This window comes from Gottfriedia sp. NPDC058432 (assembly GCF_042721555.1).
In the GTDB taxonomy this organism is placed as follows: domain Bacteria; phylum Bacillota; class Bacilli; order Bacillales; family Bacillaceae_G; genus Gottfriedia.
In genome coordinates this window covers 281,331-296,559 of record NZ_JBHXLC010000002.1, presented here as the reverse complement: position 1 = coordinate 296,559, position 15,229 = coordinate 281,331, and the positions used below count along the sequence as shown (strand labels likewise).

General features: G+C 34.7%; 15 protein-coding genes. 2 read left to right on the top strand and 13 right to left on the bottom strand.

From position 1 onward, the window contains the following. The first annotated feature begins 97 nt into the window (after positions 1 to 97). Complete coding sequence (locus tag ACFWM3_RS03640) at positions 98 to 313, top strand: DUF6199 family natural product biosynthesis protein (RefSeq protein WP_390310290.1); 216 nt, start codon at positions 98 to 100, stop codon at positions 311 to 313. 48 nt (positions 314 to 361) lie between these two features. On the opposite strand, the gene ACFWM3_RS03635 is transcribed toward ACFWM3_RS03640, so the two are convergent. Continuing rightward, positions 362 to 1,375: a S66 family peptidase gene (locus ACFWM3_RS03635; protein ID WP_390310289.1), complete on the bottom strand. Its 1,014-nt coding sequence runs from the start codon at positions 1,373 to 1,375 to the stop codon at positions 362 to 364. Between the two features lie 160 nt (positions 1,376 to 1,535). Here ACFWM3_RS03635 and ACFWM3_RS03630 point away from each other — a divergent pair, with 160 nt between their 5' ends. Continuing rightward, entirely contained in the window at positions 1,536 to 2,354 is an 819-nt protein-coding gene (locus ACFWM3_RS03630; RefSeq protein ID WP_390310287.1) for a COG4705 family protein, read from the top strand. A 63-nt stretch (positions 2,355 to 2,417) separates the two neighbouring features. Here ACFWM3_RS03630 and ytaF read toward each other — a convergent pair whose 3' ends face one another. From ytaF to ACFWM3_RS03570, 12 genes are all read right to left on the bottom strand, one after another. Beyond that, complete coding sequence (gene ytaF / locus ACFWM3_RS03625; RefSeq protein WP_056468870.1) at positions 2,418 to 3,059, bottom strand: sporulation membrane protein YtaF; 642 nt, start codon at positions 3,057 to 3,059, stop codon at positions 2,418 to 2,420. Between the two features lie 189 nt (positions 3,060 to 3,248). Then, positions 3,249 to 3,959: a twin-arginine translocase subunit TatC gene (tatC, locus tag ACFWM3_RS03620; RefSeq protein WP_286131628.1), complete on the bottom strand. Its 711-nt coding sequence runs from the start codon at positions 3,957 to 3,959 to the stop codon at positions 3,249 to 3,251. A gap of 260 nt (positions 3,960 to 4,219) precedes the next feature. Continuing rightward, positions 4,220 to 5,050, bottom strand: coding sequence for an ABC transporter ATP-binding protein (locus tag ACFWM3_RS03615; protein ID WP_335474045.1), 831 nt, complete (start codon positions 5,048 to 5,050; stop codon positions 4,220 to 4,222). A 95-nt stretch (positions 5,051 to 5,145) separates the two neighbouring features. After that, positions 5,146 to 6,192 carry a FecCD family ABC transporter permease gene (locus ACFWM3_RS03610; RefSeq protein ID WP_390310285.1) on the bottom strand — a complete coding sequence of 349 codons (1,047 nt, stop codon included), beginning with the start codon at positions 6,190 to 6,192 and terminating at the stop codon, positions 5,146 to 5,148. A gap of 50 nt (positions 6,193 to 6,242) precedes the next feature. Continuing rightward, positions 6,243 to 7,304 (bottom strand): FecCD family ABC transporter permease, encoded by a 1,062-nt coding sequence (locus tag ACFWM3_RS03605; RefSeq protein ID WP_390310379.1) that lies wholly within the window; start codon positions 7,302 to 7,304, stop codon positions 6,243 to 6,245. A gap of 13 nt (positions 7,305 to 7,317) precedes the next feature. Then, a complete protein-coding gene (locus ACFWM3_RS03600; protein ID WP_390310283.1) occupies positions 7,318 to 8,313 on the bottom strand; it encodes an iron-siderophore ABC transporter substrate-binding protein in 996 nt (331 codons plus the stop codon). 415 nt (positions 8,314 to 8,728) lie between these two features. After that, positions 8,729 to 9,814: a toxic anion resistance protein gene (locus ACFWM3_RS03595; protein ID WP_390310281.1), complete on the bottom strand. Its 1,086-nt coding sequence runs from the start codon at positions 9,812 to 9,814 to the stop codon at positions 8,729 to 8,731. A gap of 13 nt (positions 9,815 to 9,827) precedes the next feature. Then, positions 9,828 to 11,447, bottom strand: a complete 1,620-nt coding sequence (locus ACFWM3_RS03590) for a YceG family protein (RefSeq protein ID WP_390310280.1) — start codon at positions 11,445 to 11,447, stop codon at positions 9,828 to 9,830. A gap of 23 nt (positions 11,448 to 11,470) precedes the next feature. Continuing rightward, positions 11,471 to 11,677, bottom strand: coding sequence for a helix-turn-helix domain-containing protein (locus tag ACFWM3_RS03585; RefSeq protein ID WP_390310278.1), 207 nt, complete (start codon positions 11,675 to 11,677; stop codon positions 11,471 to 11,473). 188 nt (positions 11,678 to 11,865) lie between these two features. Beyond that, positions 11,866 to 12,444 (bottom strand): TerD family protein, encoded by a 579-nt coding sequence (locus ACFWM3_RS03580; RefSeq protein WP_056468894.1) that lies wholly within the window; start codon positions 12,442 to 12,444, stop codon positions 11,866 to 11,868. A gap of 33 nt (positions 12,445 to 12,477) precedes the next feature. Beyond that, on the bottom strand, positions 12,478 to 13,071 hold the full coding sequence (locus ACFWM3_RS03575; RefSeq protein WP_056468898.1) for a TerD family protein: 594 nt from the start codon (positions 13,069 to 13,071) through the stop codon (positions 12,478 to 12,480). A 685-nt stretch (positions 13,072 to 13,756) separates the two neighbouring features. Further along, positions 13,757 to 15,229, bottom strand: a 1,473-nt coding sequence (locus tag ACFWM3_RS03570) for an Ig-like domain-containing protein (RefSeq protein WP_390310276.1), incomplete at its 5' end; no start/stop codon positions are given.

Here is a 15,229-nt window from a genome sequence, read left to right as displayed (position 1 = left end):
CAAGGAATGTCATTATAACATTAATATTCAAACTTTTCAGTAAACAAATGAAATGTGTTCTAAAATATTAAAATTTATCTAAAAAGGAGGCGAAACTATGGTAGGGAAAATTGTATGCTTTATTTTATTAATTCCTATATACGCTATTTTGTTATGGTCCTTTTTTGATACAAGGGAAAGTATATTATGGGGTAGACGTTGGATGTATAAAGAAGAACCCGAACTTTCTGATGGATATATTCTTTACACAAAAGTAGTGATTGGTATTTTCACGGTGATTGTTACAATAATGGCTCTTGATTTCTTTTTTTAAATTAAAAAATAAGCGTTCTTTTTATAAAAAAACGCTTCATGTTTTGAATTAAATAAAAGACTGAACAATCTTACCTTTTCCACCATTTACTTCTACTTCAGCAAATGCTCCGTTAATCAAAGTAATTTGAGGTGGTACATGCCCGCAATCAATATCATAAATAATTGGGATAGCTAATTCTTCATTTAACTCATTATATACATCTTCTATTGTATAGTTATCGACAGTTTGATTTGCCGCACTACGTCCAAATAATATCCCTGAGCAATTTTCAAACCATCCGGCTAATTTCATCTGCACTAAGGATCTTCTTAAATCTGTTGTATTCATTTCACAATTCTCAAAATACCAGATAATTAGTTCTTCTCCAATGTATTTACCTCTAAATAAACGCACATCACCATAAGGTGTTCCGACAAGATGTCTAATCACATCAATACACCCACCAAGCAATCTTCCTTGAATTTTCTCATCTTTTTTCGAAGTAGTTTTCCAATTTGTTTTTTCGGATAAATGAAATACATATGGAGTTGGATTTTCATGCTGCCATTTTCCTTGGAACAATTCTGATGAAGTTTGAGTGATGGAGCCACCGGATTTAGTTGCTAATACCTTCTGCCACATAGCCGTTGTCTCGTCGGAGTATTCTCCTCTTAAATCGATTAAATTCGTACCGTGTGCACTAGCAATGCCTGTTATTAAAGTAAATGCTAATAAAATAATACTCGTATCAGAATATCCTAAAATCCATTTATCTTTATAGCTTTCAAATGTTAATTGATTAAGAATCTCGATTGCAAGCTCTCCACCCCACGGCGGAAAAATTAAATCTATTTTCTCATCATCCATCATTACATTTAATTCATTTGCACGTTTGTTAGCATTCGCTGATTTTGCTTTGTCCTGTGTCCAAACAACATCTCCACATTCCACTTTAAATCCGTCTTCTTCCATGCGGTGAATCGATTGCTTCAACAATTCGTGGAACTGCTCTTTTAAGCCAGATGATGGTGCGGTCACTCCGATCGTTGCACCACTTTTAAAAACTGGATACTTAATCATTTTATCACCCATTTTCTTTTAATTGATTCTAATTGAATGCGAAAGGATATACAACCAAAATTTCTAAATCCTGGATTTTTCATAATTCCTACCCGTTTTTCATTCTATTTTCATAAAACTTGTTTACATTTTATTTAAATCCAGTAAGGAGGATTATGAAATGGAAATGATTGAACAAAAGCAAATAAATAAGACAACAAGTGCACCAATACAAAATATATTTAAAAAGGTCCCAGAAGTAACAATCTTTTTCTGGCTTACTAAATTAGTAACGACTGGTATGGGCGAAGTTTTTTCCGATTATATCGTAAAAACTTTAACGCCAGTAATAGGTGTTGCAGTAGCTTTAATCGTCCTAATTCTGTCTTTGTACTTACAATTTAAAGTCCGTAAATATGTACCTAGTATTTATTGGTTAGTTGTTGTAATGATTAGTGTATTTGGTACAGTAGCTGCAGACGTGGTACACGTTGGTCTTGGCGTTCCATACGTAATATCAACCGTGTTTTTTGCCGTCTCGTTGGCAATTATTTTTATGATTTGGTATAAGATGGAGAAAACTCTTTCGATCCACAGTATATACACACGACGCCGTGAGATTTTATATTGGTCGGTTGTTATGGGAACTTTCGCTTTAGGAACTGCTGCTGGCGATATGACGGCATCAACAATGCATTTAGGTTATTTTACATCAGGTCTACTGTTCGCAGTGTTATTAGCAATACCAGTAATTGGTAGAAAATTCTTCAAGCTAAATGAAATTTTCTCATTTTGGTTTGCTTACATTATGACTAGACCTGTTGGAGCGTCATTTTCTGACTGGAGTTCTGTATCTCAAAAGCACGGTGGACTTGGATTCGGTGGTGGGCCAGTAAGCCTAGTATTATCGATTATCATCATTATCCTAGTTGGATATCTTTCTTTTTCAAAGAAAGATGTACAAAATGAGGATGATTTCGCCCAATCTACAATCGCTTAATAACATATTAAAGAAAAGAGCTGATGTTGAAATTTTGTCATCAGCTCTTTTCGAATTTTATTTTTATATTAAATTGTGTATCGCAATCAACACTAATATTATTCCACTAATAATGGAACTAAACTGTCCAAGTGACCATCCACCAATTTTTACATTGGCAACTTTTTTTCCTAAAAGAACTCCTAACCAAATGGCCAAAAAGCTAAAAATACTAGCAGCTATAGATATTGCAAATGGTGAAAGTCCGATTAAACCAACACCTAAGCCATTCGTAAGTGCATTCATTGAAACAGCAGTCCCGAGTATGATTGCTTCAAAACTACTTATGTCTCCTGAATGGTCAACATCGGCTTTTTCCGGTGAACTTAAATAATTTGTAACGATATTTGAAACTGGTTCGTCATCTTCATTTACTATAGTCTTTTTATCTTTTCTCGGAAAAGTAAGTAGAACAATTCTAAGTCCAATCACCAGTAAAAAAAATGCACCGATTACATTAGACAGTGTTCCTGGGAACACTTTTGATAAATATTTTCCTGCAACAATACCTGCTTCACTAAAAATAAACGCTATGATTGAAATAATTAAATTCGCTAATAAACCAACCTTTATACCTCGAATTCCATATGTTATTCCTACTCCAAAATTATCAATACTAGATGAAAAGGCCAGAAATAAAACAGTGATCCAAATTGAATAATGCATAGTTTATGCTCCTTACTTCATCTTTTTCCGACAAAAGTCATTTGCCTAGCTTTTTATAACCTATGCAGAATTTATGATTAGTCAACTTGTTCAAAGTTTAAAAATTTACTAATAAAAAAATTAAGAGTGTTAAGACTTTTTAATGAACCTTATACAAAAGCTGTTAAACAAAAAGAGGTAAATGAGCTTTTACTCATTTACCTCTTTTTTTCTATATACCGATTTAGATGTTAATATACTTAGTTCATATAATAAAATTAATGGAATCGAGACTGAAATATGTGAAATAAAGTCTGGTGGTGAAATACAACACGCCACGATTACTAAGATAAAATATGCATATTTTCTCACTTTCTGTAAGTAACTAGGCTTTACAATGCCGATCTTTGTTAAGAACATAATTACGACTGGCATATCAAAAAATGCAGCAAATGGAACGACTAGATTAAATAGAAAAGAGAAATACTTATCAACTGTGTAGTTTTGTTCAAGCATACCTTGTCCCATTATAGTTAGGAATCTAAGGATATTAGGAAAAACAAAATAATAACCAATAACTAATCCAAAAACAAACAGAAAAAATAACGCGGGTATATAAAATCCTATCCCTTTTTGTTCAGAAGGATGTAAACCCGGTTTAACAAATAACCAAGTTTGCCAAGTTGCAACCGGGATCGTAAAAACGGCCGCAAAAACGGCAGATATCGAAAAATATACCCATAATATGTCCCCAGGGCTTAGTACGACTAGTTTATATGTTAAATCCCTTGTTAAGAATTTATAAATTGGTTCAACATAAACGAGTCCAATTATAAATAGAACAATAAAAGTAACTGCTGTAATGATTATTCTTTTACGCAGTTCCTCAAGATGATCGACTACTTCCATTTCTTTATTCATATGAATTCTCCGCTTTGTCATTTACTAGAATAATTGTAATAAATACTTTTTGATCCCACTATTGATTATTTCAAACAAATACAATTAGTTCAAATTAAAATTTTTTAATAATAATCATGTTATAAAAATAGATGAACGAATGACTGTAAATAAGTTAGCTAGAAAAATTAGCTATACAAAAAATCACTAATAAAAAAATAAGTGTAATGTATTTATTTTCACTTATTTTTTTATTAGTGATATTAACCCAAAGTCACAAGTTAACTATCCTTACCTAAAGGAACGACTAGTGGTGTATTAGCTATTGGATCTTCTATTATTATGCACTTTAAACCGAAGACTTCTTCGACTAGTTTTGCAGTGATAATCTCCCGAGGATCTCCTTGTGCAATAACTTGGCCATCTTTCATAGCGATAATATTATCTGCATATCTCGCAGCATGATTCAAATCATGTAAAACAGCAACTAATGTATTCCCTTGTTGATTAAGATCTTTAAATAACTCTAACAACTCAATTTGATGAGCAATATCAAGGTAAGTTGTTGGTTCATCAAGAAGGAGCATTGGTGTTTGTTGGGCAAGTACCATCGCGACCCAAACTCTTTGTCTTTGTCCACCAGAAAGTTCATCAACGTATCGATGTGACAAATCACTCGTATTTGTAAGCTCCATCGCAGACATCACTGCTGCTTCATCTTCATCAGTCCATTGTCTTATAAGACTCTGATATGGGTATCGGCCATGTGCGACCAAATTCGCTACCGTTATACCGTCTGGAGCAGTTGAAGATTGTGGTAACAAACCTAGTTTACGAGCTACTTCCTTTGACTTATAAGATGTAATCGCTTTTCCATCTAGTAAAATTTGCCCTTCAGATGGCTTTAACAAATTTGAAAGTGTTCGGAGTAAGGTTGATTTCCCACATCCATTTGGACCAACAATTACTGTAAATGATCCGTCTGGAATTTGTACTGAAAGGTTTCTGGATATTACCCGATTATCGTATTTGATTGTAATGTTTTCTGTCCAAAGCCTAGACTCTGTTTGAATCGTCTTTTGGCTTTGAATTTCTGCCGCTGTTAACTTCATAATTCATTTTCAACTTCTTTCAATCAGAATATCGTAATACATGAAACCCCTTTTGCGAGAATGTTCCTACTAAACCTTGTACATTTTTATTTCGTTTAAGCTGCTGATCGTGCTTGACGAAATAATAGCCAAACTAAGTATATTCCACCTAATGATAAAGTTACTACACCTACCGGAAAAATTGTTCCTGGAATTACTCTTTGCGCAAGAACATCCGCTCCTAGTAAAAGAAACGCTCCCATCATCGCTGCTGGTAAAATACTCTCTTCTGATTTGGTGATACGTTTAGCTATTTGTGGTGCAACAAGCGCTACAAAACTAACTGGCCCTACTACCGCTGTTGGAGCAGCCGTCAATGCAACTGCAATAAGAATCAGTAAGATTTGGGATCGTTCAATTGGAACACCATGAGATTTTGCAGCATCCATGCCGAACTCCATTTCGCGCAATGGTCTGTTCATAATCCCAGCACATATAATGAGAATAATGACAGCAATTGCTGGAGGGACTACTTGTTTCCAATCTATTCCATTCATTGATCCAACTCCCCAAGCCGCTGCAGTTAACGCAACCTCTGCATCACTTTTAATAAGCAGCATCGAATTGATGCTTCCTAAAATCGCCGAAACTGCTATGCCGACGATAATTAGGCGAAAGTTCTGCGTTCCTTTTCGAAAAGCAAGCAAATAAATAAGGAGAGCCGTTGTGAATCCGCCAATCAAAGCCCCACCGGCTATACTAATATAGGAAGTCGACTTAGCGACAAGTAGCACTATAAGTGCTCCAGTATAAGAGCCTGAGGTAAAACCAATGATATCAGGAGACCCTAATGGGTTCCGAGTAATTGATTGAAAAATCATGCCACTTATTGCTAAACCTGCTCCAAAAACAATCGCTGCCACCACCCGTGGTAAACGCCATTCGACTACGACAGTTCTCGTCATCCCTGTCGCTTGGCCAATTAAAGCAGAAAAAACTTCGTGAACACTCAATTTCAGTGTACCTACCATTAATGCAAACATTGCAATTGCAATCGTGGCTATAAGAAGGATTGCCGTAACAATCATGCTCCTCACATCAATTCGCGCCTTTACAGGCCATTTCAGTTGTAGATAGTGCCTACCATAATTAATGGGGCGCATAATATTCACTCCTTCTTACATTCAAACCTATGCCACAAATCATTTTCATTTTATAATCCACTCGCTTTACGTCTACGAACAAGAATCAGTAGAATCGGTGCTCCAACTAGTCCTGTTATGATTCCTACTGGAACTTCTGAAGGTAACAATACAACTCTACCAATAATATCTGAAAGGATGAGTATGATCGGTGCTACCACTATTGAGTATAGAAAAATCCAGAATTGGTCTGGACCGACAAACCATCGTACACAATGCGGGACCATTAAACCTATAAAACCAATTGGTCCAGCTATCGCAGTAGCCCCGCCAGCTAATAGCGTGATTGCAATCAAACCTATTGCTCGAGTTACACCAACATTTACTCCTAAAGAGGATGCACGATCATCTCCGAAGGCAATCGCGTTTAATGCAGGAGTAATGACAAAAGCTAATAATGCACCAACGATTAAAATGGGTAGAACAAGCCAAAGGTCATCAAGACTTCTCCTAGCTAATGTCCCAACACTCCAGTTTAACATTCGTGCAAATGCCTTACTATTTATTAATGTTAATGATGTAGTAATCCCACTCAAAGTGGCACCAAGTGCTACTCCAGCAAGTGTAATTTGTACAGGTGTAGGAGCCTTTTTACCAGCTCCTCCACTTATAACATACACAGCAATTGTCGCTATTAATGCACCAGCAAGTGCAAACCACATATAGGCAGTCACCGATGTAACAGAAAATACACCAACCCCTATCGCAACTGCGAAGGCTGCCCCAGCATTTACACCAAGAATTCCAGGGTCTGCTAGAGGATTCCTAGTCAGTACCTGGATTAATGCTCCAGCTAGTCCGAATGCTGGACCAACAATTAGTGCAATAACTGTTCGTGGTATCCTTGTATTTTGAATGATCGTGTGGTCATAGCTATTGTTTGGTGAAAACAACGCATCCCATACTACCCCAAAAGGAATTGATTTAGCACCGATCATTAAACTCAAGAACACTACGCCTACTAAAAGTAATAATGCTACGATGAAGCCCAAAAATCGTTGCAACCTCATTGAAGTAATTGTCTTTGCATTATTCCCAACTACTTGAGTCGTTTTGTTTTTTGGTTGCTTCATCGTTGTCACTGTATTACTCCCCGCCTTCTAATGCTTTTTTAAACTGTGGTGGTAAATTATCAATTGCCCATAATAATGCAGGAACCGTTCCTGTTGAGAATGCGTTTGATGAATTTGTATCAAGTATAATTGATCTTCCATCAGCTACAGAAGGAATCTTCTGATAAAGTTTATTATTTGCTATCTCTTTTGGATCAACAAAAATAGGTAAAACAATCGTAAGATCAGCATTTAATAGATCTAACTTTTCGTCAGCAACTTTAATAAAGAAGTTACCCTTAGCTAATTTTTCAATCTCTTCCTTGTTTTTGAATCCAAGTCGCGTTATAAAATCAACACGAGAATCGCCTTTTACGTATGCACCAAAACCTGAAGAATCATAAGCACCAACTGCAACCGTTTTACCTGCAAATTCAGGATTTGCCTTAGCCGCTTTATCAAATGCCACATCTACATCCTTAAGTAATTGTTCACCTTTATCAACTTTACCAAGTGCTTGTGCAATCATTCGCACCTGATCTGTAGTATTCGTTAAATAATTATCTCCACCCTTAGGAACTCCAACCGTTGGTGCGATCTCTGAAAGGCGTTTATATCGTTCTTCATCACCTGAAGATTTTACATCAAGAATTAAATCTGGTTTAAGAGAAGCAATTTTCTCATAATCAAGTTCCATTGTTCCAAGAATAGTTGGTGATTTTTTATATGCACCTTTTAACCAAGGTCCTACACCGTCACCACCAAATGCAAGCCAGTCACTCGCACCAATTGGTTCAACTCCAAGACTTAGTGCCGTCTCTGCATCTCCCCAACCTAGAGCAACAACACGTTTCGGATGCCCTTTGATCTCCACTTTTCCGAATTTAGTATCAACTGTGACAGCGGATTCATTTGAAGACTTTTTATCTGACTTTTTACTTGAATCTGATGAACAGCCAACTAGACCAATCAATAAAAATAAAGACATGAAAATCCCAAGTAATTTGGGCATTTTGATATTGCTAATCATTTCGTTCTCTCCTTAATTAACATTGAAGTTGATAATCATTTTCAATCATTAATTATACTAAAGAGACTTTTATTGTCAATATATTTTCGTCATTGTTACAGAACTTTCAGAATTATTCACTTGTCAACTTTAATCATTTAGTTAAGTGCCACCATTCTAACCTTCCATTTATTTACAACGCCTATGTATTTTGCATTAACTTTTCATTCCATCTCATTATATTATAATAACATTTTTTTAACATAAAAGAATCAAATTTTACTAAAAAGACTCCCCGATTATCTAAAGAAGAAACACTATTTAATTCAGCATTAAGTAAATAATTAAGAAGCGTTCAGTAAAAATCCAATACAAAAAAAGTCAGTAGCTTGTCGGCCACTGACTTTTCAAAACGATCGAATACCCCTTAATATCTTTACTTTCCTTGTTTAAGCTTAATGTAGTTTTCTTGCAGCTGTTCTAAACGCAATTTACCTTGTTCACGTTGAATTTTATTTTCTTCTTCAATCGCTTTTGTTTCTTGCATACCCTTCATGATGATATTCCAAGTTTCTTCCATCGTTTCAATCTTAATGCTAGGAGAACCTGATAATCTAGCAATATCAACACTTTGCTGTGAAATTGTATTGGCATTACGTAATAATAATTCGTTTGTTCTCTTATCTAATTCATTCATTGATTGCGCTACTAAGTTTTGTCTCTTAGCTGCTATTGCATTAATTAATGCAGTTTTAAAAATTGGAATTGTTGTTACAAATGCTGAGTTAATTTTACCAATTAGTTTAGTATTACCACGTTGTAATAAGCGAATTTGCGGAGCTGATTGATAAGCAACTTGTTTTGCCATTTCTAAATCGTAAGTTCGTTGTTCAAGTAACTCGATGGCATTCTTTAAGGAATCTAACTCCATCATAGCAAGTTGATTACCTGATCCAGCTCTTTCAGTTAAAGCAGGCAGCTGTGTTTTTAACTCTTCTGCTTTCATTTCTGCAGCTACAATATATTTTTCTAACTCCATATAATATGTTACATTTTGCTCGTATAGTTGTTCTAATGTATTTGTAGATGTTTTCATTTCGTGTTCATACTTTGTAATTTCTACATAGACTTTATCAATTTCAGTACCCATTGATTGATATTTATCAAATAATTTATCAATTAACTTTTGACCGCGATTAAAAATTTTTGAAAAAAGCCCTTTTTCTTCTGCAAAATCTTTCGCATCAAAGCGGTCCATAATTTTCCCTAATTGTTTCAATAGAACGCTAGATTCTTCCATACTAGAAGCTTTAATTGTATTTAATATTTTACCTGAGAAGGTTGAAATTTCAGTTGCTGGCTCTTTCCCATACTCCAATAAAGCTATTTGATTTTTATGGTCTATTGAACCTGCTAAACGGTGTACTTCAGGTTCATTTCTTAATTGTAATTTCATATCATTTGCATTCGCTTGTAAAATTTCATCTTGCTTTTCTAAACTAGTAAGTGTATTTATAGACATTTTAAGTTCCCCTTTATTTAACTATTTTTCTAAATAGATTTTTAATTAGTGACTGTCCTGATGCTCGCAACACTTGAAATTCAGTATCAAAAGTAACTTCATCTAGCCAATGAGAATCGAATAATTTGTCATCTACGAATAATTCGATATCATTCTGACCCGTCGGATTAAGTAAAACTAGATCCACTCCAAACTCATTTAATAAAAGAAGTAGTGCTGCATCGTTTCTATTTAGTTCACCATCTCTTTCTGTATTATAAATAATTAATTTTGGAACTTGCTGTGTATAATCAAACTGTTGTAGTAATCTTAATATTTCATTTGGTATATTCATTGATTGGCTAAATAAAAATAGTTGTGTCTGATCCATTGTTTCATTTGGTAGCGACTTAATATTAGCTCGGTCAACATATCTGGATATAGCAGAAGCTAGACCAAACTGTAATCCGCTTGGAAGTTCCTTATATCTCCACCAGTTACTAGCCATCATCTTATCAGGATCAAGTAGCCCGTCACGCCCTAAAGAATTTTGATAATGATATTGTTGGTTTCCTTTAACTAATTGGGTAAATGGAAATTTATCTATTTTAAGTGTTAAATTGCTTTCAGTTAGTTGGCTAATCTTTTCCCAGTATTCACGGTGATTTTTTGTCACGCCTAAAATCTTCATAAAGAAAACTGGTATTTCAATACTATTGTCCTTTACTTGAAAATTAGGACGTAACATTGCTCTTTCTTTATGTAAAATGAATAGTTCATCAAAGGTTGTTTTTAACGTAATTGATCGAGGAGCATAATTTCTAAATTGCCATGGTTTATATAATAATGAATCCTCAGTATGCAATAATTTCTCAATTTCCTTTGTTGCTCTATGGGCAACTGTACTCTTTCTAACTGGCTTTTCTATTGGAAAAGGTACTAAAGGTGTCGTTGAAGGTAATATTTTAATTCCGTCGCTCTTGGTACCCAATAAATGAGATAATGAATCTTTGCCCTCAGGATGAAATATAGCAACATCAAAACCTAAAAGGATTAGTAAGTAAAGGAAATAACATTCACTTAACGTTGTGTCACCATACCATAAGATCAGTGGAGAACTATTAGGAAAACTCTCAATCCATTTATTTACATGGTTATGTAACCATTTCACGAGATCAACTATTATCCTTCTAAAATTAGGATCAAGGAATCCATTTTTATGTGAATCTTTAAAGATAGATAATACAGATTTAATTTGCTCTCGAATATGTCTATGTATGTTCTGATTTTCGTGTTTCGGAATTAATCGCTCACCTTCAAGGAATGCAATTAGTCTGTTCACTGACAATCCATTTTCAGCAGTGTTTATTGTTACTATTCTTTGAACTGCTTGCAACATATTATTCGAAATTGTCTTGTTTAAATCATCGCTTAATAGAATGACATTTAAAGACTCGTCATGTACTAGTTCATATAAGTTTTCAAAATACTCGTCTTCATCAATGTTTGTTCCTAAAATTCGCCATGCAATTTGATTAAACTGTATGGTTTCACCTTCTACTTGATAAGATTGTCTTAATTTCAAAGGTTGTTTCAAGATACTCAACCACTCATGTTGATTAATATCCATTGCTTTTGGGTTGATCACAGACATATAGATACTCCTTTCCGATGTCATTATTTCATTTTTGCTTGTCCGAAAACTGCTAACATACCTTCACGAGTTACTACCCAAGAGGAACCAAATTTACGTATCGTACCTTCTGGAAAATCATTTATTCGTTTCCGTAATGTTGAGTCATTGATCCCCCATTCTTGACACGCTTGACGCGAACTAAGTAAACTTAGATCATTTAAATTTATCGTATTACTTTGTTTATTCAAAATCCCACCCCGAACTTCCAAATAATGCAACATTACATTAGGAAAACATTTTAAACTTAATTACCATCTAGGACATCTTTAGAAACTTATTCCTCACTATCTTTCTAAAGATGTACTAAATGATAATAAAGGGGAAATATAAACACTTTCCCCCTTTAACTATTAACCTACTTTTTTGTTAGGTAAAATTAAGCGTCTAATCCGTAATCTCTAACTAATGAAATTAAACCGCCTTGGTATCCACTACCAATCGCATTAAATTTCCATTCGCCATTGTGGCGATATAATTCACCTACAACTACTGAAGTTTCAATTGAGAAATCTTCACCTAAATCATAACGGATTAACTCTTCCCCATTCGTTTCATTTAAAATACGAACATAAGAGTTGCTTACTTGTCCGAAGTTTTGGTTACGTACATCAGCTTCATGAATCGTAATCGCAAATGCAATCTTTTCAACTGAAGCAGGAACGTTTGCTAGATTAACTGATACTTGCTCATCGTCACCATCACCAGCGCCAGTTCTATTATCGCCATTGTGTTCAACTGACCCATTTCCACCTACAGTATTGTTATAAAATACAAAGTCTTTTTCAGATGCACATTTACTTGCACCATTTAATAAAAATACTGATGAATCTAAGTCAAAGTCATTTCCACCAGAGTACTTATTAGTGTCCCAACCTAATCCAACAACAATGTTCGTTAAACCAGGATTTGTTTTTGTTAAATCAACCTTTTGTCCTTTTAATAAATTTACTGTCATTTTAAATACACTCCTTTTTTATTTGATTATTATTTATTGAAAACGTTGAACAATTTTATCGATTGCTATATCCTTTGTTCCCTCTCCCACTGCAGAGAACTTCCACTCTCCATTATGGCGATAAATCTCACCTGGGAACAACGCAGTTAAACCTGAATAATTATCAGTAATGTTGTAGTGTACTAACTCAGAGTTTGCTGACTTGTCTACTACACGAATAAATGCGTTTTTAATCATACCGAAATCTTGCTTACGTTGAACACAAGCATAGATATTCACAACAAATACAAGTTTATGTACATAAGATGGCACCTTATTTAAGTTAACAAATACTTGCTCATCATCACCGTTTCCATCACCAGTTAGATTATCTCCTGAGTGTACTACGCTACCACATAAGCTTTTTTTGTTTCCAAAGTAGATTACATCACTTGCACTTCTTAACCTGTCATTTTCATCTAACATTAAAACAGAAGCGTCACAGTCAATATTTTCTTGTTTACCAAATCCGAAAAAACCGCCACTTTTTTTCACTGGATCCCAACCTAAACCTACAATTAAAGAGGAAAGTCCCGCTCTTCCTTTTGTAAGGTCGACTTTTTGACCTTTTTGTAAAGAAATTGCCATATGCTATTAACACTCCTTATCATGTATTAATCACGCTTGCGTGATTCATAGTTTAATATTATCATATAAGTTTTCGAAATTCTATTAACAACTTAGTTTTTTGTGGAATATGTTCCATTTTCTTGTGATAAAACCGTTTGGTGAGTTTGTCTTGAGTAGCCTTGTAGATTATTTATTTGTGCAAGTTCGGATGATAGTTGGGGGATAACAATTAAGGAGTCTATTTGTGCTAATAAACAGGGGCCTGCAAATAAATTCTGAAAATCGCAATTAAAATTGGCAAAACTGCAATTAAAATTTGAGAATCGCAATTAAAAATACCGAAACTGCAATTAAATTCCACAGAATAGCAATTAAAATTAAATATTACCCGTACCAGTTAAGGTATTTTAACCTAAACATTATAAATTAGTAGAAATCTTCGAATAGAAAACTAGTAAATTTGTGTTAATTCTTACCAAATCGAATAAAAACCTGCTAATTATCAAAAAAATGGCCAACTTTTTCAATTCCTATTGAAAATCGTAGCCGGGATACCCTCCACCTACTGAGACGTCCAAGAAATTAAAAGGAGGCCGCCCCTTATGTCAGTTAACCCGACTTATGAGACAGCCCCAACCCTTTATCTAATGAATGTTACCTTGAAAATGTAATATCCCTTTTAAGGGGTGGTTTATCGATTTGATCAACCCTTCTTTACTTTAATTGTAGTCGCATTACTTACATTTCCACTCTTATCCGTAGAAGTAATTTTTAAAGTCGTTCCAGTCTTTAAATAAGATTTAAGTTTAATCGTAAATTTACCACTACTATTAGCAGTTGCTTCCCCAATTTTAGTAGAACCATTCTTAACTACTATCTTAGAACCTGCTTCAGCTGTTCCTGTAATAACTTTTGTTTTATTTGTTACAGCTTTAACAGTTGGTGCTTTTGGAGGTGTTTTATCGATTACTTTTACTTGAACTGTTGCACTAGTATTTCCAGCTTTATCAATCGATACAACCGTTAATACTGTTCCTGCCTTTTGCTTTGTTTTTAATAGGATACTGAATTTCCCTTGTTTATCTACAGTACCTTGCCCAACAATTGTTTTACCTACTGAAACCTTAATTGTGGACCCAACTTCACCTTTACCAGTTACTCTCGTATCTGAATCTTTTACTGTATTGACAACTGGTTTCGTTGGAGGTGTTTTATCGATTACGGTTACTTGAGCTGTCGCACTAGTATTTCCTGCTTTATCAATCGATACAACCGTTAATACTGTTCCTGCCTTTTGCTTTGAATTTAATTGAATGCTGAATTTTCCTTGTTTGTCCACAACACCTTGGCCAACAATTGTTTTTCCTACTGAAACCTTAATCGTTGATCCTGCTTCAGCTGTTCCAGTTACTCTCGTATCTGAATCTTTTACTGCATTGACAACTGGTTTCATTGGAGGAGTTTTATCAATTACTGTTACTTGAGCTGTTGCACTAGTATTTCCTGCCGAATCAGTAGAAACAATTGTTAATACTGTTCCAGCTGATTGTTTTGCAATTACAACGTCAAAACTTCCATTACTATTTGTCTTTACTGAACCAAGAGTTTTATTTCCTACAGAAACGATAATCGTCGAACCTGCTTCTGCTGTTCCAGTTACATGTGTATCAGAATCCTTTACAACATTAACAACTGGTTTGATAGGAGCTGTTTTATCTACTACAATTACGTCCGTGACTGAACTCTTATTACCTGCTTTGTCCGTTGAAACAACAGATAATTTTGTTCCTGCACTTTGTTTTGAAGATAATAAAACGCTGAAATTACCATCTTGATTTGTTACTGCTTGACCTAGTATGTCAATCCCTTTTGAAACTGTGATTGTTGATCCTGGCTCTGCTTTTCCTGTTACATAAGTACTATTATCTTGTACCGCATTTACAACAGGCGCATTCGGTGCAGTTTTATCTACTACAATTACTTCAGTTATTGAACTATTATTACCGGCCTTGTCTGTTGAAAAAACTGATAATATTGTTCCTGCACTTTGTTTTGAAGATAATAGAACTGTGAAGTCACCATCTTCATTTGTTACTGCTTGTCCTAGAATGACAATCCCTTTTGAAACTGTGATTGTTGTTCCTGGCTCTGCTTTTCCTGTTACATACGTACCTAC